The 24,836-nt window shown below is 37.8% G+C and carries 20 protein-coding genes; 4 read left to right on the top strand and 16 right to left on the bottom strand.

Annotated features, from left to right (window positions below; genetic code table 11):
• Window positions 1-677: 677 nt before the first annotated feature.
• From RK02_RS07365 to RK02_RS07395, 7 genes are all read right to left on the bottom strand, one after another.
• The gene (locus RK02_RS07365) at window positions 678-1,238 is read right to left on the bottom strand and encodes a Maf family protein (RefSeq protein WP_016183627.1); all 561 of its coding nucleotides are present in this window, start codon (window positions 1,236-1,238) and stop codon (window positions 678-680) included.
• Window positions 1,239-1,265: 27 nt separating this feature from the next.
• Window positions 1,266-3,437, bottom strand: coding sequence for a DNA mismatch repair endonuclease MutL (mutL, locus tag RK02_RS07370; RefSeq protein ID WP_016183628.1), 2,172 nt, complete (start codon window positions 3,435-3,437; stop codon window positions 1,266-1,268).
• Between the two features lie 3 nt (window positions 3,438-3,440).
• The gene (mutS, locus tag RK02_RS07375; RefSeq protein WP_016183629.1) at window positions 3,441-6,167 is read right to left on the bottom strand and encodes a DNA mismatch repair protein MutS; all 2,727 of its coding nucleotides are present in this window, start codon (window positions 6,165-6,167) and stop codon (window positions 3,441-3,443) included.
• Window positions 6,151-6,540, bottom strand: coding sequence for a YlbF family regulator (locus RK02_RS07380; RefSeq protein ID WP_016183630.1), 390 nt, complete (start codon window positions 6,538-6,540; stop codon window positions 6,151-6,153). The genes mutS and RK02_RS07380 overlap by 17 nt, the downstream gene beginning before the upstream one ends.
• An 18-nt stretch (window positions 6,541-6,558) precedes the next feature.
• Entirely contained in the window at window positions 6,559-7,359 is an 801-nt protein-coding gene (locus RK02_RS07385; protein ID WP_016183631.1) for a TIGR00282 family metallophosphoesterase, read from the bottom strand.
• Window positions 7,360-7,443: 84 nt separating this feature from the next.
• Entirely contained in the window at window positions 7,444-8,223 is a 780-nt protein-coding gene (locus RK02_RS07390; RefSeq protein WP_016183632.1) for an HAD family hydrolase, read from the bottom strand.
• A gap of 461 nt (window positions 8,224-8,684) precedes the next feature.
• Window positions 8,685-9,482, bottom strand: coding sequence for a formate/nitrite transporter family protein (locus tag RK02_RS07395; protein ID WP_016183633.1), 798 nt, complete (start codon window positions 9,480-9,482; stop codon window positions 8,685-8,687).
• 460 nt (window positions 9,483-9,942) lie between these two features.
• Between RK02_RS07395 and rpsD the strand changes: the two genes are divergently transcribed.
• Window positions 9,943-10,554 (top strand): 30S ribosomal protein S4, encoded by a 612-nt coding sequence (rpsD, locus tag RK02_RS07400; protein ID WP_016183634.1) that lies wholly within the window; start codon window positions 9,943-9,945, stop codon window positions 10,552-10,554.
• Window positions 10,555-10,702: 148 nt separating this feature from the next.
• Here rpsD and RK02_RS07405 read toward each other — a convergent pair whose 3' ends face one another.
• From RK02_RS07405 to RK02_RS07415, 3 genes are all read right to left on the bottom strand, one after another.
• Window positions 10,703-11,398, bottom strand: a complete 696-nt coding sequence (locus RK02_RS07405) for an ABC transporter ATP-binding protein (RefSeq protein WP_016183635.1) — start codon at window positions 11,396-11,398, stop codon at window positions 10,703-10,705.
• Complete coding sequence (locus RK02_RS07410) at window positions 11,379-12,779, bottom strand: hypothetical protein (RefSeq protein ID WP_016183636.1); 1,401 nt, start codon at window positions 12,777-12,779, stop codon at window positions 11,379-11,381. The genes RK02_RS07405 and RK02_RS07410 overlap by 20 nt, the downstream gene beginning before the upstream one ends.
• A gap of 273 nt (window positions 12,780-13,052) precedes the next feature.
• The gene (locus tag RK02_RS07415) at window positions 13,053-14,420 is read right to left on the bottom strand and encodes a citrate/2-methylcitrate synthase (protein ID WP_016183637.1); all 1,368 of its coding nucleotides are present in this window, start codon (window positions 14,418-14,420) and stop codon (window positions 13,053-13,055) included.
• Between the two features lie 169 nt (window positions 14,421-14,589).
• Between RK02_RS07415 and acnA the strand changes: the two genes are divergently transcribed.
• Together acnA and icd are read left to right on the top strand one after the other, a co-directional pair.
• Complete coding sequence (gene acnA / locus RK02_RS07420) at window positions 14,590-17,289, top strand: aconitate hydratase AcnA (RefSeq protein WP_016183638.1); 2,700 nt, start codon at window positions 14,590-14,592, stop codon at window positions 17,287-17,289.
• Window positions 17,286-18,548: an NADP-dependent isocitrate dehydrogenase gene (gene icd / locus RK02_RS07425; protein WP_016183639.1), complete on the top strand. Its 1,263-nt coding sequence runs from the start codon at window positions 17,286-17,288 to the stop codon at window positions 18,546-18,548. Before acnA ends, icd begins: the two co-directional genes overlap by 4 nt.
• Window positions 18,549-18,627: 79 nt before the next feature.
• Here the strand turns inward: icd and RK02_RS07430 are convergent, their stop codons facing one another.
• From RK02_RS07430 to RK02_RS07450, 6 genes are all read right to left on the bottom strand, one after another.
• Entirely contained in the window at window positions 18,628-19,440 is an 813-nt protein-coding gene (locus RK02_RS07430) for a metallophosphoesterase (RefSeq protein WP_016183640.1), read from the bottom strand.
• Window positions 19,441-19,823: 383 nt separating this feature from the next.
• Complete coding sequence (locus tag RK02_RS07435; RefSeq protein ID WP_016183641.1) at window positions 19,824-20,390, bottom strand: hypothetical protein; 567 nt, start codon at window positions 20,388-20,390, stop codon at window positions 19,824-19,826.
• 152 nt (window positions 20,391-20,542) lie between these two features.
• Window positions 20,543-21,670 (bottom strand): hypothetical protein, encoded by a 1,128-nt coding sequence (locus RK02_RS07440; RefSeq protein WP_016183642.1) that lies wholly within the window; start codon window positions 21,668-21,670, stop codon window positions 20,543-20,545.
• Window positions 21,671-21,768: 98 nt separating this feature from the next.
• The gene (locus RK02_RS12495; RefSeq protein WP_018451662.1) at window positions 21,769-21,897 is read right to left on the bottom strand and encodes a hypothetical protein; all 129 of its coding nucleotides are present in this window, start codon (window positions 21,895-21,897) and stop codon (window positions 21,769-21,771) included.
• Entirely contained in the window at window positions 21,887-22,930 is a 1,044-nt protein-coding gene (locus tag RK02_RS07445; protein ID WP_016183643.1) for a hypothetical protein, read from the bottom strand. The genes RK02_RS12495 and RK02_RS07445 overlap by 11 nt, the downstream gene beginning before the upstream one ends.
• 291 nt (window positions 22,931-23,221) lie before the next feature.
• Window positions 23,222-24,001 (bottom strand): DUF6994 family protein, encoded by a 780-nt coding sequence (locus RK02_RS07450; protein ID WP_016183644.1) that lies wholly within the window; start codon window positions 23,999-24,001, stop codon window positions 23,222-23,224.
• 259 nt (window positions 24,002-24,260) lie between these two features.
• Between RK02_RS07450 and RK02_RS07455 the strand changes: the two genes are divergently transcribed.
• Window positions 24,261-24,812, top strand: a complete 552-nt coding sequence (locus RK02_RS07455; protein ID WP_016183645.1) for a biotin transporter BioY — start codon at window positions 24,261-24,263, stop codon at window positions 24,810-24,812.
• Window positions 24,813-24,836: the final 24 nt, after the last annotated feature.

Below are 24,836 nucleotides of genomic sequence, written 5' to 3' on the forward strand. Positions count from 1 at the left end.
TTCTCATGCGAAAAGTAATATTATGCGGTATTAGCACCTGTTTCCAAGTGTTATCCCCCGCTGATGGGCAGGTTACCCACGTGTTACTCACCCGTTCGCCACTCACTTTCTTTCGGTGTAGCAAGCTACGGTGAAAGAAAGTGCGTTCGACTTGCATGTATTAGGCACGCCGCCAGCGTTCGTCCTGAGCCAGGATCAAACTCTCATAAAAAAGTTGATACAATCATCTTGATTGTTAAGCTCAAAAAATTGATTTGCTAGCTATTGCTTGCATGTTGTTTTTGCTTCTATATAATAGAAGCGCCTTACACATATTGGTTTGCTTTTTTCGTTCAGTTTTCAAAGGTCTACTTTGTTTTGTTTCAACAACTCTTATATCTTACTCCTTGAACTTTCAAAAGTCAAGAACTTTTTAAAAATATTTTTTAGTTGTTGTTTGCAATGTTTGTATCGCTCACAGCGACTTTTATATAATAACAAAGCCATCAATCATTGTCAACTACTTTTTTCAAAAAATATTTTTTCAACGAAGTAAGTAGTTCATCAAATCAGCGACTTTCATAGATTATCATGCTTTTTATTTGGCGTCAAGGATTTTTTATATAAAAAGTTATGAAAACATTTTCTTTGAAATACATCGTTTAACAGCTGGTAAGTCAAGCCTACCAGCTGTTAGTCTAACTATGAATGATTGACTTTAATTCTTGATACAGTTTATTGACTGGCAAGCCAACAATCGCATAATAATCTCCATCGATTTTTTCGATAAACTTAGCGGCAGCCCCTTGAATACCATAGGCTCCTGCTTTATCCTGATACTCATTTAAATCAAGATAATCTTCAATTTCTTGATCGGTTAGTTTTGAAAAAGTCACGGTGGCACTACTTACAAAGGTCTTAGCTTCACCTGATTGGATGAGGCAAACAGCAGTATGCACTTTGTGACTAGCTTGACTTAGTTGCTGCAACATTGCTTTAGCTGCTTGGCGATTGTCCGGTTTGCCTAGTATTTGTTGGCCAATAACCACACTAGTATCGCTACCGATGACTAAAGCTTGTGGATGTAGCTGAGCAATCTTGGCTGCTTTTTCGTAAGCCATGCGCTTAACATAAGCAAGTGGCGCTTCATCTTTTAAAGCCGTCTCATCAATTGCCGCTACTTCAACCCGAAACGATGAGAGCACGAGCTTTAATAATGCTTGTCTACGTGGTGATTGTGAAGCTAAAATTATTTCCATTCCTAAACCTCGCTGAACTGATTCATATTAATGTGGATCCTGGATACGTTTAAATAAACGTTCCATTTCAGTATTGCTAAAATGAATTAAGACTGGGCGCCCATGCGGACAATTGTAAGGATTCTTACATTGGGCTAAATCAGCAAGCAACACTCGCGCTTGGCGATCATCTAGTCGGTGATTGGCTTTGATCGAACGTTTACAGCTCATCATAATAGCTGTCGCTAAACGAAATTCCTTCACACTAACACTGCCTTTTAATAAGACGATATCAATCATTTCTCGAATGATTGCTTCTTCTTGTCCTTGTGGATACCAAGTTGGATGCGCACGTATAATAAAACTATGCTGACCAAACTCTTCTAAATGAATGCCCACTTCACTAAGCACAGCTATTTTTTCTTTTAGTTTTAGGTAATCACTTGTTGGATAGTCTAAAACGATAGGGATGAGCAGCTCCTGTAGATCATCGCCAACATCAGCAATCTTCTCACGATAGTACTCATACTTGATTCTCTCTTGCGCGGCATGCTGATCAATGATGTATAGCCCTTCATCTGATTGCGCAAATAAATAGGTTCCATGCATCTGACCAAAGTATTCCAAGTAAGGAAAGCTTTTTTTAGCTGGTGCTTCGTTAGATAATTGCTGCGCCAAATGCATCAGTTCGTTGTTCGATAATGCCTGATGCTGATTGGTCAAATGTTTCGGTGGTATTTGTGCTTGGGTCTCTTGACTGATTCCTTCATCACTAATGGCTTGCTCAGATGCTGATACAGCATGAGGAAACAAGACAGTAGCTGCCCCTTGACTGACTGTTGAAGACCGGCTTGGCTCATTGACAGTAAATTCTTCGTTTTCTACTAAATAGTTATCCACATTTTCGTCATCGAATATTTGTTCGCCAAGTGTTTCTTCTTGACGTTCTTTTCCTTTTATATCAACATTTCTGTCAGAGTTATCAAAATGATTTGTTGTTTTTCCACATTCATCCACATGGTTGTCCACAGACTTTTCCACAGCTTGTGCATTTTGAAAATTTGCTGATTCTTTCGATAAAGGACTTAAATAAAAGCGCTCATGTACACTATCAAATTGAAGCTTACCAGAAGCATTGGGCGCTAAATCCATTTTCAACTGTTCCGGTTTCTCAGCTGGTGGCGCTACTTTTTTCTTAAAGCTTAGCTGGTCACCGACTTGAGGAATCAAGACTTGTTCACGCAATTGATCATTAATTGCCTTACTAATTAATTGTTGCAATTCCGTTTCTTTAGATAAACGAACCTCTTGCTTGGTCGGATGAACATTGACATCGACTAATAATGGATCGGTTTGAATTTCAAGAACGACAATTGGAAAACGGCCCACCATTAATTTTGAACCATAGCCATTGATGATGGCTCGATTGAGTTGATGATTTTTAATATAACGGCCATTAATCATAATCGATAAATATTGCCGGCCTGCTCGCGTTAACTCAGGTAAGGAAATAAAACCTGAAAGCTTAAAATCAAGATTCTCAGCAGCAATTGGCAACATCTTTTTGGCAATCGGCAAGCCATAAATACCAGCAATGGTTTGTTTTAAATCCCCACTGCCAGTTGTCTGTAACATGACATGACCATCATGCACTAAACGAAAGGCAATTTCTGGATGACTTAAGGCTAAACGGTTGACCACATCGCCAATATTGGCCAATTCAGTCTGCAAGGTTTTTACATATTTCAAACGAGCAGGGGTATTGTAAAAAAGCTGTTCAACCGTAATTTTGGTGCCCTGTCTTAAAGCAGCTGGCTTGTGACTAATAATCTTGCCACCATCCAAAATCAGTGCGCTGCCTTGTTTGGCACCAGCTACTGCCGTTTCAATCATAACCTTGGAAACTGAGGCAATACTTGGCAATGCCTCGCCGCGAAAACCTAGTGTACGAATTCTAAATAAATCGTCCCGGCGATGAATTTTACTTGTAGCGTGACGTTTAAAGGCATTTTCAACATCCTCTTCAGCAATCCCTTCACCGTTATCAATAATTTGAATTGATTTAAGCCCCGCTTCTTCAATAAAAATCTCAATTTTGGTACTTTTCGCATCTATAGCATTTTCTAATAGTTCCTTTACTACCGAGGCAGGGCGTTCAACCACTTCACCGGCAGCAATTTGGTTAGCTAGCTGTTCAGATAGTTCTTGTATTTTTCCCACTGACTATCCCCTCGTTTCTTCTAACTGGCGTTTTAGTTCATTAATTGTAAAAAATACATCCATTGGTTTTAAATTAGCCAAATCCATTGATCGAATCGTTTGCAAGACCTTTTCTTCGGCTGGTGAATATTGGGCAAATAAAGACAGCTGCTCCATTCCATCAGCTTCCTTAGTACGCACTAAGTTAGAATCCTGATTAGCCTTAGACTCAGTTTGGCTGACAGTCGATGTGGTTGCTTCTTTAACCGTTAGCCTTTCCTCAGCTATCTCTTTGTCATTTGACGCTTCCATTTGTGGACTTGCTGCTTTTTGGTTAGCTGATTGTGCTAAAGTAAGGTTGGCTTGCGGTTCGCTCGCTTCTAGCTTGGCTAAAATCGTGCTAGCTCGTTCAATTAATGACTCAGGTAGCCCTGCAATTTTACCAACATGAATTCCATAACTCTTATCGGCGGGTCCATCCATCATCTTGTGTAAAAAGATGACCTCGCCATCTTGCTCCGTTGCACCTACATGGATATTTTTCACCCCAACAAGCTGTTCTTCTAAAGCAGTCAATTCATGATAGTGCGTTGAAAATAGCGTTTTGGCTTGCACATGCGCTTGCACATATTCAATAATTGCTTGCGCCAAAGCCATCCCATCAAAAGTCGCCGTTCCTCTGCCTAACTCATCAAATAAAATCAAGCTATGCTTAGTTGCCTGACGTAAAGCTTGATTGGCCTCCATCATTTCTACCATGAAGGTACTTTGACCAGAAATCAAATCATCACTCGCGCCAATTCTAGTAAAAATACGATCAAAAATCGGTAATTCCGCTGAAGCTGCCGGTACAAAACAGCCCATCTGTGCCAAAATAATCGTTAACGCTAATTGGCGCATATAGGTGCTCTTTCCTGACATGTTTGGTCCGGTAATTAATAGCATCGAAACCTCTTCAGGCATTTCTACCGTATTAGGAATATAGGTTTGCGCGCCCAAGACTTTTTCGACCACTGGATGACGACCATCGACAATTTTTAATTTTGCACTTGTATTAAACTGTGGTTGCACATATTGATAACGTTCACTTACTGTCGCAAAAGCTTGTAAAACATCGAGAGTCGCCACCGCCTTAGCTAATTTTTGGAGGGTTTGAATCTGGGTTTTGACTTGCTCTCTAATTTCAATGAAGAGCTGATATTCTAAATCAATGGACTTATCTTGCGCACCTAAAATTAATTCTTCTAATTTTTTCAATTCAGGCGTGATAAAACGTTCCGCATTGGCTAAGGTTTGTTTGCGATCATAGCGCGAAGTATCTAGATTCACTAGGTTGGCCTTGGTAATTTCAATGTAGTAGCCAAAAACACGGTTATAGCCGACCTTTAAGGTTTTGACTCCGGTTTGTTCACGCTCTTTGGCTTCTAATTCGGCTAACCATTGTTTCCCATTTTTCATCGCCAAACGGTATTGATCTAGCTGCTCATTATAGCCAGTTTTGATGATATTGCCCTCTGTTATCTGTAAAGGAGCCTCTTCGTTAATTGCCTGATCAATTAGCGTAACTAAGTTATCTAAAGGATGCAAATCAGCCAGCAAACCTTGCCATTGCCCTTCATCTAGCCCCGTCAACACATGATGTAAATAAGGAATTTGCTCTAGTGATTGCTTTAATTGCAATAAATCCCTAGCATTGACATTGCCAAAAGAGACCTTACCGGCTAAACGTTCTAAATCATAAACCTTAGCTAAGCCAGCTTGGATGTCTGCACGTTCAAAAAACGATTGTAACAAAGAGGCAACCATCGCTTGGCGACTCAAAATAGCTGATTCTTGAATTAACGGTCGGTCCAACCATTGTTTTAACAAACGGCCACCCATCGCTGTTTTCGTTTCATCCAACAACCACAACAGCGTTCCTTGCTTTTTCCCTGTCCGAATAGATTGTTGCAATTCTAAATTATATTTAGAAAAATAGTCTAGCTTTAGATAGTGGTCGACTTCATAACTTTGCGCTTGCTGAATATGATCGAGGCTACGTTTTTGGGTCAAGGATAAATAAGCCAGCAAATGTAGCGTAGCCTTTTTAGCCAACGCATCAGGTAATTGATTGCTCAAATAGCTCAATTCAGCGTTTTCCTCTGTCGATAGCTGCTCAGAAATCACCAAGGCTAGGCGCTGTTTTAAATGCTGGGTTAGCTTTTCTGGAATTTCAGTGGCATAGACGATTTCCTTCGTTTGTAAAATCGACGCTTCATTTAACACGGCTTCCTCATCATTTAGAACCGTGGCTTTTAACTCACCAGTTGATAAATCCACATAAGCAAAACCATAGCGCTGATTATCAAAGGCTAAAGCCGTCAAAAAGTTGTTTTCCTTGGCCTGCAAGCCTTTCCCTTCCATAACGGTCCCTGGTGTGACTAATTGTACGACCTCACGCTTAACCATCCCTTTAGTCAGTTTAGGATCTTCCACCTGCTCACAAATCGCTACTTTATAGCCTTGCTCGACTAACCGATCAATATAGCCACTTGCTGAATGAAACGGCACGCCACACATTGGAATAGGATCTGTAGCATTTTTATTTCGACTAGTTAAGGTCAATTCTAAAATTTGCGCAGCTTTCGTTGCATCTTCATAAAACATTTCATAAAAATCACCTAAACGATAAAACAAAAAAGCATCCGGATATTGCGCCTTTATTTGCAGATATTGCTCCATCATCGGTGTATTTTTAGTCTTTTGCGGCATCTTTTTTTCCTTCCTGTTCAATTTGTTCATTTACTTCTCGTTGAATCCGATTGGTTACATATTGTAAGAGGTCATTGGCTTCAATCAATTTCTCACGATAAGCTGTAACCAAAGGATGATGATCATATTGCTCTTGTAATTGGGCAATTTCAACAAGCAGTTGTTCCTTCGCCTGATATTTGCCATAATGCTCATACTGTACTAATTGTTTTTGACAAGTTTTGATTTGTTCTTCTAAAGCTTGTAAGCCTTCATGAGCAAAAACCTTCTCAGCAATCTTTTTATAAGCAATAATCACTTCATTTTCTTGGAGTAGCTGATTTAGCTTGGCAAATTGCTCTTGTATTTGTGCTTCTTTTTCCAAATATGTCATTTCATCATCCTATCTAACTTAATCTGCATTAAAGGGTCTATCTTCGCTAATTTGAATAGGTTGAATGCTAGTAGCTAGCCCAGTTTTATCATCAATATCAATTACACACGCCGAAAGTAGCTGACGACCTTTTTCTACGACTTCAAAACGTTGCGGTAAGCTAGTTAAAAACTTCTCAATAATCGCTTCTTTTTTCATCCCTAAAATACCGTCATAAGGGCCAGTCATACCTACATCGGTCAAATAAGCCGTTCCTTTTGGCAGAATTCTAGCATCATTGGTCTGCACATGCGTATGCGTACCAACTACAGCTGAGACTCTACCATCCACATACCAGCCCATCGCTTGTTTCTCACTAGTAGTCTCTCCATGAAAATCGATAAAAATTAACGGCGTTCGTTTTTTCGCTTGGGCAATTAATTGGTCAACCTTTTTAAATGGGTCGTCTAAATCAACCATAAAAGAACGCGCCTGCAAATTAATGACCGCCAATTCTAATTGATTCACCTTCACAAAGACCATGCCCTCCCCTGGTACACCATCTGGGAAATTAGCCGGACGAACTAAACGCTTCGCCTCATCAATAAATTGAAAAATATCCCGATTATCCCAAGCATGGTTTCCTAAAGTGACGACATCTGCCCCATCTTGTAAGAATTTTTTATAGATTTTTTCGGTAATTCCTCGCCCACTAGCCGCATTTTCGCCGTTAATAATTGTTACCTGCGGACGATATTTTTTCTTTAATTTTGGCAAATATTCGCAAACTGCTTGACGACCAAGCGAGCCGACTACATCACCGATAAATAATAGCTTCAACTAATTTCCTCTTCTCTAATTCATATTAGTTTTATTATAGCGATTTTTAAGCGAAAAAAAAAGTAGCGGACTAGCCGCCACCATTTAACTAGCAATTAAACCTAGTTTTTGCAATGCTTTCATAATCCCATCTGAATTATTATCATCGGTGATTAGATCAGCATGTTTTTTCACTTCAGCATTCGCATTGCCCATCGCCACTCCAACACCGGCCATCGAAAGCATCTCTCTATCATTCATTCCATCGCCAAAGCAAATAATATTTTCACGATCAATATCTAATTGCTTCGCTACTTCTAAAATAGTTGCCGCCTTAGAGCTACCTTGAGTTAAAACATCGACACAATTCGGATGCCAACGCACAAATCGCAGCTCAGGGTATTTTTCATCAAATTGCCCTTCATGCTGATGATTATAATAAGCCAAGGCCGAATAAATCTCTTGCTTAGCAAAATTCAAATCTAATTCAGGCAACTTAGACCCAAATGATTCCATCGCATCAGCCATTTTCGGTAAATCTAATGAAGAAACGCGTTTCGTTTCATCTAAACCAACCAAAGCAACATCAATTCCCATGTCTATTGCTTCCGTTTTTAATTGATGCAAGGCATCCATTGGCAATAATTGCTTATAGATTTGCTGGTGCGCTTTAAAAGCTGCCGCACCATTGCATAAAATATAATTTTCAAAGCCTAAATTTTCGATAATTGGTTTAGCTAACACACGCGAACGACCTGTCGCAATCGTCACATAATGCCCTTGTTCTCTCAATTTTTCAATCGCTAGGCGTGTGCTTTCAAGCGGTTTCAATTGACTGTTTAACAAAGTCCCATCAATATCAAACGCAAATAACTTCTTATCCATCTACTCGAGTTCCTCCCAAACTTTTCTGTCCTTTACTTTACTAAAGTTTACAGCAACAAGCAAATTTTTTGTACGAAAACACATTATGTTTCAAATAAAACCTTCAGACAGCGCTTATCCTCTAACCAAATTGCTCCATTTTAAGTAAATAATTGCGAGGAAAAACCGGCATCTTCTTTGCCAAATAAGATAGTCTAACTAATAAAATCTTTAAAGTAATGGATTTTTCTGCCAGAACGGAACTTATTTGCTCGTAGCTTGCGACTTACAAAACATCCTTTATGCAATCTGTGTTCAGTAGCTAGACATGCCAAAAATTCGCCTCTCCATTGAGAAAAAATTTCCCTCTTTCTGATTTTCTCAATGGAGAGTAATGCCCGAATTTTCTCATGTCTGGGCAAGCTACTTCACATCCTTTATTAAAAAAATCCCGTTACTAATCAAAGTAACGGGAGTAAAGATTAATCGACATATTTTGATTTTGATCCATTTAACCACGCGTAAACTAAACCAATGACTAAGCCACCACCGATATAGTTACCGATAAATGCAAATACTAAGTTGTGAACAACATGTGCCACATCCATACCTGGGATATGTCCATGTGAAGCAAAGAACGCTAATGAGAAAGCTGGGAAGTTAGCAATCACGTGTTCATAGCCTAAGAAAGCAAAGATGAAGATGATAAAGATAATCGCTGGTACTTTACCGGCATCATCTTTCATACGTAGGCTGACTAACACTGAAGTATTTACTACAATATTGGCAAACATCGCTTCAGCTAAAATTTGAATGGTTGGTTTAGCTAATTTTGCTGCAATCCCTACATACATATAGTTATCAGCAGGTAGATTTTGGAATGGGCCAGTTAGTGATACAAAAAACGCAAAAATAATTCCACCGATTAAGTTAAAAAAGACACAAGTAAATAATAATTTTAAAGCTTTAGCCACACTCATGCGCTTACGATAAACACCGACTGTTGCATAAAGCATATTAGATGTACCTAACTCAGCATTCATATAAAGAATCATAACCAATGACCAACTAAACATAAAAGCGAATAAGAACTTACCTAGACCATGAACCATTTCGTCACCTTTCATGGCTACTGCAAAGGCAATGGCTGTTCCAAGCGTTAAAAACAGACAAGCCAACATCGCACGAACCGCGTAACGAATATAGCTACTTTCAATGAGATTTAGTTTCTTTTCAATTGATGAATCAATCTTCTCAAATAATGGGGATACTGGATTCATATTTCTTCTCCTTAATTTTTCAGTTTGACGCCTTCTATCAAAACATCATATTCATTCTAATAATGTGAACTAGATTTGTAAAGATGATTTAATGAAAAAGTTCACGTTTTTTCTGAAAATCATCGTCTTTCTTTTGTATTTTATCAAACAACAGGTAGCATTTACTCTATAAAATAGAAAAAAAGATTTGAAAATCTCATTTCTAGCTAAAAGAAGAAAAACCACCTAGTCTCAAAAGAAGTGTTTGACAGACTAGGTGTTTACATATTATAATGAACTTTGTGTAAAATAATGCAGCAGAAAAATAGTATCACGTCCCTAGTTTATCGCTTAGTATTAAGTTCAATTGAGTAACCGCGGCTGCAAAGGTGAAGATTGAAGAATAAACTATACGCATATGAATTTTTCAAACGGATTATTTTACTCCAACTATCTATTTTTTAATTGGAGGAATTTATCAATGTCTCGTTATACTGGACCATCATGGAAAATTTCACGCCGTTTAGGTATCTCATTATCAGGAACTGGTAAAGAATTAGCACGTCGCCCTTACGCACCAGGTCAACATGGACCTTCAAGCCGTGGCGCTCGTTCTGAATACGGTCAACAAATGGCTGAAAAACAAAAATTACGTCATATGTATGGAATGAATGAACGTCAATTCCGTAACTTATTCGTAAAAGCAAGCAAAATTAAAGAAGGTAAACACGGGGTTAACTTCATGATCTTACTAGAACAACGCTTAGATAACGTTGTTTACCGTTTAGGTCTTGCAACTACTCGTCGTCAAGCACGTCAATTAGTTAACCATGGCCACATCTTAGTAGATGGCAAACGTGTTGACATCCCTTCATACCACGTAGAAGTTGGTCAAGTGATCAGCGTTCGTGAAAAATCTCAAAACGTTGCAGTGATTAAAGATGCTGTTGAAGCAACTGTTGGTCGTCCTGCATTCGTAAGCTTTGATGAAGAAAAATTAGCTGGTTCATTAACTCGTTTACCAGAACGTGATGAATTACACCCAGAAATCGACGAAGCACTAGTTGTCGAATTCTACAACAAAAAACTTTAAGATTTTTCTATCAATCATTCAAAAAGCCATTCAGCAAATTGCTGGATGGCTTTTTTGTTAATACTATTTATGCTTTTAAAATGAAATCGGCTATACGCATGATTGCCAAAGCTAGTAAGAAACGCTCTTTTGAAACGATCTGTCAACATTAATAAAATAATTTTTCGATATCTGTGATAGTCATTGTCGAAGGTGCGGTCAATTCCGTTAAAAGCTCCCCTTCTTTAATAAAGTAAATCCGATCACAAATATCTACTATGTACGATAAAATATGCGAAGAAAGTAAGATTCCTTTACCAAGCTGTGCCTGATTTTTTAATATTTGCTTCAATACAATTGCTTGTGCGGGATCAATCCCTTCAAATGGCTCATCTAATAGTAAAATATCTGGCTGATGAATTAAAGTTACAATCAAATTAAACTTCAATCGCATTCCCTTTGACAATTCAACTAAAGGCACCTCTAATGATGCATCTAGTTCAAAAGCAGCCAGCATCTCATTCACCCAGTTTTCATTATAGCTTTGACCGCGAACATCAAAAATAAAGGATAGATTCTCCTTTAAAGTTAGATACTCATACAAGTTTAACTCAGTAGGTAAATATCCTAAGCTGTTTTGATAAAAGGAACGGTTAACCAAGCGCCCTTTATAATAGCAAGCGCCTGAAGCCTTCTTTTCCAAATTCGCTAAGGTCTCTAACAAGGTAGTCTTGCCCGCACCATTTTTACCAATTAAACCTACAATTTCCCCTGAATCAATTTTTAGTGAAATATCCTTCAACCCAAAGCGACTGTTGGCATAACTTTGATTTAATCCTTGCACTTCAAATATAGGAGTGGTCATCTTCAATTTGTTCCTTTCCCTTATCAATGAATGAATCATATTGCTGAAAAATTTTAATTAAAATCAGTACAAAAACCCCAAATAAACTAGCAAAAATGCCAATAACTAAAAAACTAATAAAAAACACCTGTATCTGACGAGCCAGACAAATTCCCCACACGATAACTAAAAACCAGCATAAAGTATTAATGATATAGCTAATGATTAGTACGAAACGAGAGGGTTGATTATAGCCGATAATATAGGGGCGTTTTAAAATAGGAAACAGCATTGTTAACACGAAGTACACAAGTGGTAGCAACAAACAAGCTGGCACAAAAACGAGCAATAAGATAAATAATTTGTCTACCAAGCGGTCCGGAATCAATAGCAAGTATACCAATGCATAGGTAAAATAAATCAACGTATGAAATCCATAAGCTAGTAGTAACTTATATTTTATTTTATAACGAATAAAGTTCCCCATATTCCTTAGTTGAGACATGCGCATTTTTTCCAAGTCAAAAGCATAGAGATAAATAGCATATGTGGAACTAACTCCGAGAAAAACTAACAGTGCTTTTATGGGGAATAACCGTATAGCTGAATAAACAGCCAAATGCGGATTAGAGGCAATAATATATAAAAAGACTAAACTCCCACCTGGAAATAACGCATGAATGAATAAAAAGCTAGACAAAGGGGCTCCCCCTTCGTTAAGGGCAATCTTAAGCTCACGAATCAATTGTCTACCTTGACGAGAAAGCTGTAGTCCTTTAAACGCTAGATAAAACACCAAGCAAAGCAACAGTACAAAGCTAATAAACAGACTTCCTTTTTGATAGTCTAAAAATTGAAACAAATATAAAGCAATGGTTACTGTCTGATAATCAAAAACCGTATTGCCTACCAACAAAAATACAGTCGAGATCCTTGCTTCATATCTTCTCAAAAATATCCCTAATCCACAGCCTAACAAAATGCAGATAGGAAAAACAATAGATAGCTTTAAAGTCGTGATTGCATAACCACATAGCACTAACAAAATTACTGCTCTTGAAAAATAAAACACCAAATTCGTTGCCAAATCAACCAGTTTGAACACCTGCACGTGATTAAAGCCCAGCAAATATAGGGTTCGACAAATAGGCAGACGGACTAAATTTTTCTTAGCAGTATATTGCCCACCAAAATAAAAATAAATCGGAAATAAAATGAGATGAACATATACTAGCAGAGAGCCAAATTGAGCACTAGCTACTAACGTTAAAAGAATAGTTGGCATGATAACAATTTCGCTTAATTGATTAAATAGCTGCAAAATATTTTCCAAACGATTTTGCATACGCCAATTATTTAGATAAAAGGCTTTCAAAAAACGGTAATAAGTTATTTTTCGCATTGGTTAGACCACCTATTCTTCGCTAAAAAACACCTTTCTTTTAACTAACAGTCTATTTCTATCTAGATTTTACAAAAATAAAAAAATAAATTCAATATTTTTTAGTATGTTACTGATAATCCCAAAATAAGAAATCCTATTTACACGCAATCAGCCTTTTAAAATAGAAAACGAATATCCAAGCTAGAGAGTACCTTTTCCCCTAGTCTTGAATATTCGTATAATCTTGTTCAGCCTTTTATTGAAAAACCTTACTTGCAGAGAACCCTTGTTTTAAATACGATCTTGCAAATCTTGATAGGCGATATCTTCCGTTACTTCCATGTAGGCAGGGCGAATGATTTTTTGCGCATTCACCAGCTCTTCCATGCGATGCGCTGACCAACCAACAATCCGAGCAATTGCAAAAATTGGGGTATATAATTCCTTTGGTAAGCCGAGCATTTCATAAACAAAGCCACTAAAGAAATCGATATTCGCACTGACTCCTTTATACATTTTGCGTTTACTCGCAATAATTTCAGGCGCAATTTTTTCAACTAAAGCATACAATTCAAACTCTTTGGCGGCTTGTTCTCCTTTTTCCTGTGCCAGCTTAGATACATAACGTTTAAAGATAGCCGCTCTAGGATCATTATCGGAATAAATCGCATGTCCCATTCCATAAATTAAGCCTTTATGATCAAATGCTTGCTTATCTAAAACGGCCGTCAAATATTTTCTCACATCATCTTCAGTGTATTCACTTGGCAAGTGCGCCTTTAAATCTTCCATCATTTGTGTCACTTTAATATTGGCCCCACCATGCTTTGGCCCTTTTAACGAACCAAGAGCCGCTGCAATCGTAGAGTAAGTATCGGTACCGCTAGAAGTCACTACTCGTGTGGTAAAGGTTGAATTATTCCCACCCCCATGCTCCATGTGTAGCACCAAGGCCATATCTAACGTTTGGGCCTCTTGTTTGGTATATTGCTGATCTGGACGCAGCATGGTTAGAATGACTTCAGCTGTACTTAAGTTCCCTTGAGGATTATGAATATACATGCTGCCACCTTGATCATAGTGATTGTAGGCATGATAAGCATAAATCGCAATCATCGGAAACACGCTAATTAACATCAACGATTGATCTAACACATTCGCTAAGGAAATGTCATCGGCTTTTTCATCATAACTTGCCAGTGTTAGAATACTCCGCGCAATCGAATTCATAATATTGGCAGAAGGAGCTTTCATAATAACGTCTCTAACAAAGTTTGTCGGTAACGTTCTGCGCTGAGTCAACTCATGTGTGAATCTCGCTAACTCCTGTTCGTTTGGTAGGTTACCAAAAAGTAATAAATATGCAATTTCTTCAAAACCATACCGATTTTGCGAAACAAAGCCCTTAACTAATTCATTAATATCTATTCCGCGATAGCGCAATTCCCCACCGCCTGGAATCACTTTTCCATCGACTATCTTTTCTGGATAGATTGTTGAAATGGTCGTTAAGCCAGCTAAAACGCCTTTCCCATTTTCGTCTCTCAAGCCTCTTTTCACCGAATATTTTGAATAAAGTTGCATTTCTATTTTATCATTTTCCTGACATAACGATGCGAGATTCTTCACATAATCTGCCGAATCTTTTGCGTTAACCATCCAATAACTCCTCCTTTTTCTAAATATATCAATAAATCATCATGTGATTATAATTATAACACGTTAAAACAAAAATTAAATATTTTTAATAAATAAGTTTACAATCTTTTTACAAGACCGTATAATTATTCTTAAGTATTCACTACTTATTTCTCTAGGAGGTGTCCAAATGAAGTGGGAAAACCAACTATCATTACATGATAAAACCTACTTTTTTACTGATCTACAAGCAGTCGCTGATCATTATCAAACATCCATTAGTCAATTACCTTATTCTATTCGGATTTTATTAGAAAGTGTTGTTCGTCATCAGGATGAAGAGATTACTTTAGAAAATGTCAAACCACTTATTTTATGGCAAGCAGCCAATCCTCAGGGGGTAGTGCCTTTTAAAACCGAACGTGTCATTTTACAAGACTTTACCGGTGTACCTGCAGTGGTTGATTTAGCCGCGATGCGTGATGCTGTGGTTAAATTAGGGGGGCAAGCAACAGATATTAACCCTGAAATTCCGGTAACACTAGTGGTCGATCATTCTGTTCAAGTCGATGCTTTTGGTAATCCCACTGCCATGCAGTTTAATACCGAACGTGAATTTGAGCGCAATGCCGAGCGTTATCAGTTTTTAAAATGGGCGCAACAATCCTTTGATAATTTCGATGTGGTTCCTCCTGAAACTGGGATTATCCATCAGGTAAATATCGAATCCCTTTCACCTGTCATCTTAGAAAAAACAATCGCTGAGAAAACCTATCTATTCCCTGATACCGTTCAAGGAACCGATTCACATACAACCATGATAAACGGGCTAGGTGTACTTGGTTGGGGCGTGGGTGGTATCGAAGCCGAAGCCGCTATTTTAGGAGAAGCTTCTTATTTCCCTACACCTGAAGTGATTGGGGTAAAATTTGTGGGCCAATTACCAGCCGGCACCACCGCTACTGACCTTGCTTTAGCAGTGACTGAACTACTTCGCAAGGAAAAAGTCGTTGGTAAATTTGTCGAATTCTTCGGTCCAAGCTACCATCAATTAAGCCTGGCCGATCGCGCCACTTTAGCAAATATGGCACCGGAATACGGCGCAACCTGTGGCTATTGTCCGATTGATGAAGAAACCCTTAAATACCTAGAAACGACTGGCCGCAGCCAAGAAGTGATTGATCGGGTGGCTGCTTATGCCAAAGCCAATCATTTATTTTATAACGATCAAGAAACCATCAACTATACCAAAGAAATTTTACTTGATTTAAGCCAAATCGAACCATCCTTAGCTGGACCCAAACGTCCACAAGATCGTATTGCACTATCCCAAGTAGCCCAAGACTTTGAGCAATCTATCAGTGCACCTGTCGGACCAAAAGGCTTTGGGTTACCTGCCGATGAGCTAAACAAAACAGCCACCATTCATTGGCAAAGTGGCAAGCAGACCACCATTCAAACAGGCGATTTATTATTAGCTGCCATTACTAGCTGTACCAATACTAGCAATCCATTTGTTTTGATGACAGCTGGACTATTGGCTAAAAAAGCGGTAGAAAAAGGCTTGAAGGTGCCTGATTATGTCAAAACTTCACTAGCACCAGGCTCTAAGGTCGTTACCTCTTATTTACAATCAAGCGGCTTATTAACTTATTTAGAACAGTTAGGCTTTTATCTAGTGGGCTATGGTTGTACCACTTGTATCGGTAATTCTGGTCCACTTGATCCTGATGTGACTAAAGCCGTACAAGATAGTCAATTATTAGCTGCTTCGGTTCTTTCAGGGAATCGTAACTTTGAAGGCCGAATTCATCCATTAATTAAAGCAAACTATCTTGCTTCACCTCCATTAGTGATTGCTTATGCCTTAGCCGGTAGTGTCCGCAAAGACTTAACCAAGGAAGCCTTAGGTGTAGATAATAACGGTCACGCAGTCTATTTAAAAGATATTTGGCCAAGCAATGAAGAGGTCAGCGAATACGTTCAGACTTACGTTTCAAGACAAGCCTTTCAGGAAGCCTATCGTCATTTATTTGATGCCAATGAACGTTGGAATGCGATTGAAACAACTAGTAGTGATTGTTATGAGTGGGATGAAAGCTCTACTTATATTGCTAATCCGCCTTATTTTGAAACCTTACAAGAAAGCTTACCAACACATGGTCAGCTCAAAGATTTAAAGGTATTAGCCAAATTAGCTGATTCTGTTACAACTGACCATATCTCACCAGCTGGTAGCATCGGCTTAGATTCAGCAGCTGGCAAGTATTTAGCGAGTCGAAATGTAGCTTATCGTGACTTTAACTCATTTGGTGCTAGACGTGGTCACCATGAAGTGATGATGCGCGGAACCTTTGGCAATATTCGCTTACAAAACCAACTCGTTCCTGAAATCAATGGCGGCTATACTAAATACCAACCAACCCAAGAGGTCATGACAATTTATGAAGCAGCGATGAAATATCAGCAAGCTGGTCAAAATTGTATCGTGTTAGCTGGTAAAGATTACGGGATGGGCTCTTCACGTGACTGGGCAGCTAAAGGGACCCAATTATTAGGGGTAAAAGTTGTTTTAGCCGAAAGCTTTGAGCGAATCCATCGCAGTAATTTGGTCATGATGGGCGTGATTCCATTAGAATATGTGGACAATCAAACCGCCACCTCACTAGGGCTAACTGGTGAAGAAAGCTTTACGATTGATTTCCCTGAAAATCCACAAATCAATCAATTATTAACCGTCACTGCCCAAAAGGAAAATCAAGCGCCGATTCAATTCCAAGCCAAATTACGCTTTGACTCACCAGCTGATATTCGTTACTGGCAACATGATGGAATCTTACCGATGATGATTCGTAAAAAAATTACCCAAAGAAAGGCGGCAAAGGCATGAGTTATCTAACTGTAGAAAATCAAGGGCTAAACGTTCCTGATCAAGTGACCATTCCAGTCATCCCAGGAGACGGCGTTGGTCGCGAAATCTGGCAAGCTTCCCAAGCTGTGATTGATGCGGCCGTAGCCAAAGCCTATCAAAATAAACGGCAAATTCTCTGGCAAAAAATCTTAGCTGGTGAAGAAGCCTTTAAACAAACTGGAACTTATCTACCAGAAGCCACTTTAACAGCTATCAAGCAAGCGAAAGTCGCCTTAAAAGGACCTTTAACCACTCCGATTGGTGAAGGGTTCCGTTCTTTAAACGTTACCTTGCGCCAAACACTAGATTTATTTGCTTGTGTACGACCCGTTCGCTATTTTACTGGGGTACCTAGCCCATTAAAGCACCCTGAAAAAACAGATATGGTCATCTTTCGTGAAAATACCGAGGATGTTTATGCGGGGATTGAATTTTTAGCTGGCGAAAAGCAAACCCAAGACTTAATCGCTATCTTAAAGGAACAATTTCAAGTGCAAAAAATTCGCTTTCCGCAAACCTCTTCTATTGGAATTAAGCCAGTTTCTAAAGAAGGGAGCCAACGCTTAATTGGATCCGCGATTGATTACGCACTAGCGAATCAGCGTCAATCAGTCACCCTAGTACACAAAGGCAACATTATGAAGTTTACCGAGGGACATTTTAAAAAATGGGGCTATGAATTAGCCGAAACACAGTATGCCGATGTTTGCTTTACTATGCAAACCTTTGAAAAAATTGCTAAAGAACAAGGCAAAGCACAAGCCCAAGCTGCCCTAGAGCAAGCCCAAAAAGCCGGCAAGCTCATTATCAAAGATGTCATTGCCGATAACTTCTTACAACAAATCTTGCTTTATCCAGAAAAATACGATGTGATTGCCACTTGTAATTTAAATGGCGATTATATCTCAGATGCTTTAGCTGCTCAAGTCGGTGGTATCGGCATTGCACCCGGAGCAAATATTAACTATCATACTGGTTATGCCATTTTTGAAGCTACTCACGGCACAGCTCCTGATATTGCTGGACAAGGCAAAGCCAATCCATGCTCGTTATTATTATCAGCAGCGATGTTACTGGATTATCTTGGTTGGCAAGAAGCGAGCCAACTTATCATGCAAGCCATCGAAAAAGCCATCGCAACTAAACAGGTGACGGCTGATTTTGCACAAGCGATGACAGAAGCAACTTTACTCTCTACTCAAGAATTTGGCGAATTATTGGTAGAAATTATTGCATAAAAATAAAAAAGCTGGTAGCAATTTTGACTACCAGCTTTTTTATTATTCATCACTTTCTTAGTACACACCTATATCTCTATCATTTATCCAACACAACCTCTTGCCAGCGATCCGCTATTTTTTCCAAAGCAGTATAGCGTTGCGTTTGCGTATCATAGACTAAAATCGGAATGGTCCCACTTTTATTCACATAACCATCAATAAAATAATGACTCGCTTGATCATAATAGACTCGACCAAGATACTCCTCATCATCGGCAACTAGCGAAGAATGAAAATGCCCACAAATAATGGTTTTATAAAATTCACCAGTCGTAAATGGATATTTACAAGTATAGATTTCATCTGGCGTAAAAAGCCGCCAATGTTCTCCTGTTTCTTCATCCACACCCGCATGAACAAAAATTTGCGTGTTCGTTTCCACATAGCGTGGCAATTGGTACTTACGCTTCAGCCAAGCTAATAGCGCTTGATGACGAGGTTCTACTAGAATCGCTGCTCGCAAGGCTTCTTCTACTGCGGCTAAACGTGCATGGATAGTTGGTGCATCGGTTTGACTATTAAGGATTGCTTGCAATTTGCTTTCATCAAAGAAGCTCTCAATCGTCACTAACCCCATATTTAGCCCATACCCCACAAACTTCTTTGTCGAATAAAATAGCCACTCACACAACCACTCATCATGATTGCCTAAAAGCACCGTCACTTGCCCAGGATAGCGTGTCTCAAAATCCATAATTGTTTGTAAAACTTGATACGAGTGCTGCCCACGATCGACATAATCACCCAAAAACAGCACTTGATCCTCTGCCTGCAATCGAATCTGTGATAAAGCTTCTTTTAGTGGAGCTAAACACCCATGAATATCGCTTAACGCATAAATTTTCGCCATTTTATTCACCTCAACTACCATTATATCACGTTATTTAAGCGATTTCTGAAGGATTCTCATATTGCATGATAAGGATGAATAGAAAAAGAAAGGTAGAGCAACAAAAAGGGGCTGACCCAAAAGTCCAATATAAAAACTAAATAATAAACTCATCCGAATGTTCAACAATAATTTTATAAAAAATAAGTTGAACATTCGGATTTTCATCTTTTATGAAAATTTAAAATTATCAAGAAATAATTTTTAAATTTTCTATTTGACGACTTTTGGATCAGCACCTTTTTATCTATGATACACGACTTCTTTTTTCAGCTAAACTATACCTGTTAGCAATTTCTCAACTTTTTTATTAGCTGCGGCTTCAGATTATCGCATTTTATCACTTAAAAAAGGCTAGATTTTTTCTGTTCAATCATTTGAATTGCTTCATCTACCGTAATTTTATCTAGTAGAGTAAAGAAAATCGGAATAGAGACTTCATTTAAATACTCTGGAATAACTGCAGTAAAATAATCTAAAGTCGCAAGTGGAGCCATTTCAAAAACATCATAATCAATTAAGGCCTCACAGCATAAATCATAAGTTTCATCTTCTGTAAGGATAAAGCGCGGAGTATAAAAATAACTTTTTGGATAAATCGATTCCTGTCTACCATCATTGATAGGTAGCCATATCGTTGCATTTAAATAATTCAATAAACGGTAGATACGTGATAAATCGTCCTTTTTATTTTTTAACCAATTACTCGCGAATTGAGTATAATAGACGCGTACTTCAACACACTTTGAATAAAAACAAAAACTAGCCTCTAGTCGATTGGCCGGACAATTCTCAAACCCTTGTAAATTTACAACCAAACATCTATTCTCATGATTGAGATAATCAAAAAACACTATTTGTCGTTCTTGTAAATACTTTTGGATGGTCATTCGTGCCGACAATTGATTCATAAATACCTCCACCTCTCCGTATGATATTTTTAATCTCTTACATAAGCTATTATCTATCAATACAAAGATTTTGACCATTCCTGCATCAAGCGGAATGGTCTGAGTCTCTTTCTATGCTAATAAAAGCAGTTAATGGTTATATTGCCTAATGCTTATGAAATACGCTCATAAACCACACTTGGACCTCCCATTCCCGAAGCGCGCACAGCAATATGCTCAGTATTTGAGTGAATAGACTCCGGTAACGGCTCATCTGGTCTATTTTTTTCAATTTCCACTTCTTTAGGATGAAATGATAGGCTCCAAGCAGTTCCACCATCTGTACTATCGATTACTAAAACTCCTTCGCGCACAGAAAAAGTAGTCGGCAAATTAGTACTTTGGCTAGTAGTAAGGCCGTTAGAATTTAGTGCGAATTCCCCAAACATCGTATCGAATTTGCCAGAGATTTGCGTTTGACTAATATCTAAATAATTCGGTGTATCAATTACTTGCCATACGTAGCCTTGACCATTATGATAATTTATTGCGGCTACAATTGCTTGCCATTTACCTTGAATACTTTGAAAATTACAATTCTTTATTTCTTCAAAATTCATTTTAGCAGCTTGTGCTTTTTGTGCTTCGATACGTTGACGTTCTTGATTTTTACGTTCTTCTTCGGCTTTTCTCTTGGCTAGTTCTGCCTTTTGCTGTTCTGCAGCCTGTATCTCTGCTATTTTTTTATTATAAAGGTGAATAGTATTTTGAATCTCTTCAACATATTGCGTATACTCACTCTTTGGATGATTTGCTGTGGATTTTTGCTTTTGGTTTTCCGTATTTTTAACTGGTTGCTTTGCTGATGTTGTCTGATACACGACGTCTTTTTGCGCTTTTACTGTTGTTAACAATTGATTCAGGTGATTTATTTTCGTCTTTAAAACCTCTTGATTGACTTCTTTACTTATATCAGAGGTATTATCTTTTAAAACTTGATCATTTTTTGCTTTAAAATCGCTCACCAACTGAGCAATCGCTTGTTTGTAAGCTTTTATGACACGCTTATCTTTTTCTTTCTTCATTGTATAGTTTACAAGGTCTTTTTGTAGCTGCTTTAAATCTGCTAATTTCTTTGCGCTAGCTTTTTCGGCGCTAGCTTGTTTGTACTTATTTTGAATGGTAGTTACTTGTTTGCTTATTGCTTTTTCATATTGACTATGTTGATAGTATTGATACGCGCCAATTCCACCTAGCACAAGGACTACTAAAATAATTCCCATAATATATTGCTTTTTCATCTTGATTACTAACCTATCTTTCCATTAAAAATAAGATAAAAGCAAGATTACATTCATCGCCTCTTGCTTTTATTCTTTGTTTTAATATGTTGTCATTATTAATAAATTTCTGCTAAAATTCCTGCTAAACACCTATCGGAACTACTTTGTTTTTCTCTAAAAAAAAGAAAGGTAGTAAATAATAAAGGGAAAATTAAAAATATTTTCAATTCTTTCTTAATTTCCAAATGAAATTCCTCCTCCTAAATCATTTCCATAACCATCCCAAGCATGTAAACCATTTTCATCTTCAGTTGTATAGCTAGCATGAGCAGCGTCTGGGTTTTCATTTTGAACCCGATGGACTGTCCAACCTTCTGGTGGGTGCACTTCGCTGTTTGTAGTACTTCCTGAACTACTTGTTCCACCACTTGTGCCGCCACTGTAGTTGCCTGAACTTGATCCACCACTATAGCTACCACCAGCATAGCCAGCCGAACTTGATCCACTGTTGTTTGAACCACTTCCGCTTTGGTTGTAATTTTGTACTACATTACCACCTGCATCTACAGCTTGTCCTTGAGCATTATAGCCAACAGCTGCATCATTTCCTGTTTCAGCTTTTGCTTTAGCTGCTGCTTCAGCCTTAGCTTTTGCTTCTGCATCGGCCTTCTCTTTTGCTTCAATAGCTTTAATGCGATCTTGGTATAATTTTTGCATCGTTGCAATTTTATCTTGAATAGTCTTAGCTTCTTTCGTGCTATAAACTACATTAATTTCAGATTTAACTGTATTGTTGATAGTATCTAGTTGTTTAGAACTATCTTGTAATTTAGCTTTATCATTATTTTTATCCAAAGATTCTTTAGTCGTTGTCAATTTATCCACTGCAACTTGATTAATATCTTTGAAATATTTCTGTAAAGCTTTGATTTCTTCTTTGTATTTGTTAATTACTGGTTTGTAGGCTTCTTTGCCATTTTTATAAGCTTTTAAATCCTTTTGTAACTTTTTCAACTCGTTTAGTTTGGCTTGGTTAACTATGCTCGCCTCATTATCGGCATTTTGATTAGCTGCCACCTTGATAACAGCTGCCTGCTTAACTTCATGGTCAATTTTTTCAATTGCAGCGTTGACATTGGCTTCATAGCGATCATGTTCAATTTTTTGGTTATAAGCATAACCACCTACACCTAATAAACCTACTACCCCTACAGCAACTAGCGTTAATTTCACTTTCTTATCCATTTTTTGTATTTGTATTTGGCTGTTTTGAACCAAATACGACTCCTCTCCTCAACAAAATTGATAACAATAAAGATGGTGAAAAAATACACTTTTATTAATAAACATATTCTAAAAGCAACATTTTCTCACCAAATCAATATATTTTTGGATATAATAGATAAATATTAGTTATTTTAAAAACGAAAAACAACAAACTTATCGATTATTCTTCTTATTAATACTACAATTAATGACATAAATCAAGCCAGAATTATAAGTCGTATCAAAAACTCATTAATTGGCTTATCCCTATAGACAGAAGAGCCCTTTTAATTTTCACATCACTTATCTTTTATTCACTTTCAAATTTATATATTTTTCTATCGCTAATTTTACATGTTCATAATAATTAGCTGACCATTCCCAGCTTGTTTCGATATGATAATCGGTTAAAATAGCCTCATGACCTTTTTCCAAATCAAATACTTCATTTCGCTCATCGACAAAACTCCCTCTAATCCCTAGCCAATCCACCAACTCTGCAAAATTAGTAAAAGATTGTAAAAATGCAGCTGTTTTTGCTAATTGAAATGCCTTGTTCAACCTGCAGTTAGCAGGATTTTTTCCATTTTCATAATAAACTTTCAAATCTAATAAAGTCGAATCAATCCGATCACCAAATACAAAAGCTCTAGACATGTTAATGCCATTTTTTTCTCTGGGAAAATAAATCAATGGTTGTTTGCGATAGCTGGCATAGACTTTAATCATTTGTTCATTAAAACCATATTGGGTATAGATTCTTTTAAACGATAATAAAGCATCAGCTGTACAAATCACATTCGCACGCTTTCTTGTCGCATAACCATCTGGATCTATATAGATAACATACGCTAGCTTCCACAGCATTTCATCGGTTGCTTTAGGTAACCCTATTAAAGCCAAAATATCCTGAAATATTTGTAGATTCCATGTATACACTTCTTCATACGAACTAAAATGAGTACTAGTAGCCTGCTTTGCTAACGGTATTTTATAGTAATCTCTTAAAATTTTATCGCCAACATAGCTCCCTTGATACTTTTTAAAAAATTCCGTTTGCTGCAACTCAGCTAAATCGATCATAACTATCCCCTCTCTATCATTTCAATAAACACGTTTGAATATCTTGACAACAAGTAACCCTCACCTACTTCTGCCTTCACTTAAGTATTAACCATTCATTTCTTGATGACAATTGCTAAATATATTGATTGAAAATTTAAGCGAGTAAGTTTTTCTATTGTTTTTTCGTTAACTAGGTATTGATTTTTGGTTAACGTAATTATATACTTACATCAAGTTAACGAAAAATAATACAGGTTAACAAAAGGAGCTTTTATTGATGAAATCATTTCAATTACAACAACAATTAATCGCTGCGATTTTTGCAGCTATCATTGCCGTAGTGGCACAAATTACTATTCCACTACCGATTGTCCCCTTAACCTTACAAACCTTTATTGTAGGCTTGACTGCTACAATTTTAGGTCGGAAGGTTGGTACTTGGGCGATTGTCATTTATTTAGTTTTAGGAGCCATTGGTTTACCCGTTTATGCTGGAGGTTCTGCTGGAATAGGCGCTTTATTTGGACCAACTGGGGGCTATTTATGGGGCTTTATTGTTTGCGGATTAACCATTGGCAGCCTAATCCAGCTCAAACCCAACCATCTGCCTTGGGCCATTTTAGCAAATATGCTAGGCTTTGTCTTAACTTTAATCATTGGTAGCATTTGGTTAAAATTCGCTACTGGTATGCCAATTAGTCAAGCTTTGATGGTCGGTGGCGTTAATTTTCTTCTACCTGATCTGATTAAAGCAACTTGCGCTGGTATTTTAGGCGTGATTATTAGTCAACGTTTACCAAAAAAATTCCTGCAACTTGTGCAAAACTAAACGGATGAGCCATTTTATGCAAAA

The sequence above is a fragment of the Enterococcus columbae DSM 7374 = ATCC 51263 genome, assembly GCF_000406925.1.
In the GTDB taxonomy this organism is placed as follows: domain Bacteria; phylum Bacillota; class Bacilli; order Lactobacillales; family Enterococcaceae; genus Enterococcus_E; species Enterococcus_E columbae.

Coding starts and splice junctions, on each gene's coding strand:
- RK02_RS07365 (WP_016183627.1), bottom strand. CDS start 1,238: ATGGAAATAATTTTAGCTTCACAATCACCACGTAGACAAGCATTATTA.
- mutS (WP_016183629.1), bottom strand. CDS start 6,167: ATGCCGCAAAAGACTAAAAATACACCGATGATGGAGCAATATCTGCAA.
- RK02_RS07380 (WP_016183630.1), bottom strand. CDS start 6,540: ATGACATATTTGGAAAAAGAAGCACAAATACAAGAGCAATTTGCCAAG.
- RK02_RS07390 (WP_016183632.1), bottom strand. CDS start 8,223: ATGGATAAGAAGTTATTTGCGTTTGATATTGATGGGACTTTGTTAAAC.
- RK02_RS07395 (WP_016183633.1), bottom strand. CDS start 9,482: ATGAATCCAGTATCCCCATTATTTGAGAAGATTGATTCATCAATTGAA.
- rpsD (WP_016183634.1), top strand. CDS start 9,943: ATGTCTCGTTATACTGGACCATCATGGAAAATTTCACGCCGTTTAGGT.
- RK02_RS07405 (WP_016183635.1), bottom strand. CDS start 11,398: ATGACCACTCCTATATTTGAAGTGCAAGGATTAAATCAAAGTTATGCC.
- RK02_RS07410 (WP_016183636.1), bottom strand. CDS start 12,779: ATGCGAAAAATAACTTATTACCGTTTTTTGAAAGCCTTTTATCTAAAT.
- RK02_RS07415 (WP_016183637.1), bottom strand. CDS start 14,420: ATGGTTAACGCAAAAGATTCGGCAGATTATGTGAAGAATCTCGCATCG.
- acnA (WP_016183638.1), top strand. CDS start 14,590: ATGAAGTGGGAAAACCAACTATCATTACATGATAAAACCTACTTTTTT.
- icd (WP_016183639.1), top strand. CDS start 17,286: ATGAGTTATCTAACTGTAGAAAATCAAGGGCTAAACGTTCCTGATCAA.
- RK02_RS07430 (WP_016183640.1), bottom strand. CDS start 19,440: ATGGCGAAAATTTATGCGTTAAGCGATATTCATGGGTGTTTAGCTCCA.
- RK02_RS07435 (WP_016183641.1), bottom strand. CDS start 20,390: ATGAATCAATTGTCGGCACGAATGACCATCCAAAAGTATTTACAAGAA.
- RK02_RS07440 (WP_016183642.1), bottom strand. CDS start 21,670: ATGAAAAAGCAATATATTATGGGAATTATTTTAGTAGTCCTTGTGCTA.
- RK02_RS07450 (WP_016183644.1), bottom strand. CDS start 24,001: ATGATCGATTTAGCTGAGTTGCAGCAAACGGAATTTTTTAAAAAGTAT.
- RK02_RS07455 (WP_016183645.1), top strand. CDS start 24,261: ATGAAATCATTTCAATTACAACAACAATTAATCGCTGCGATTTTTGCA.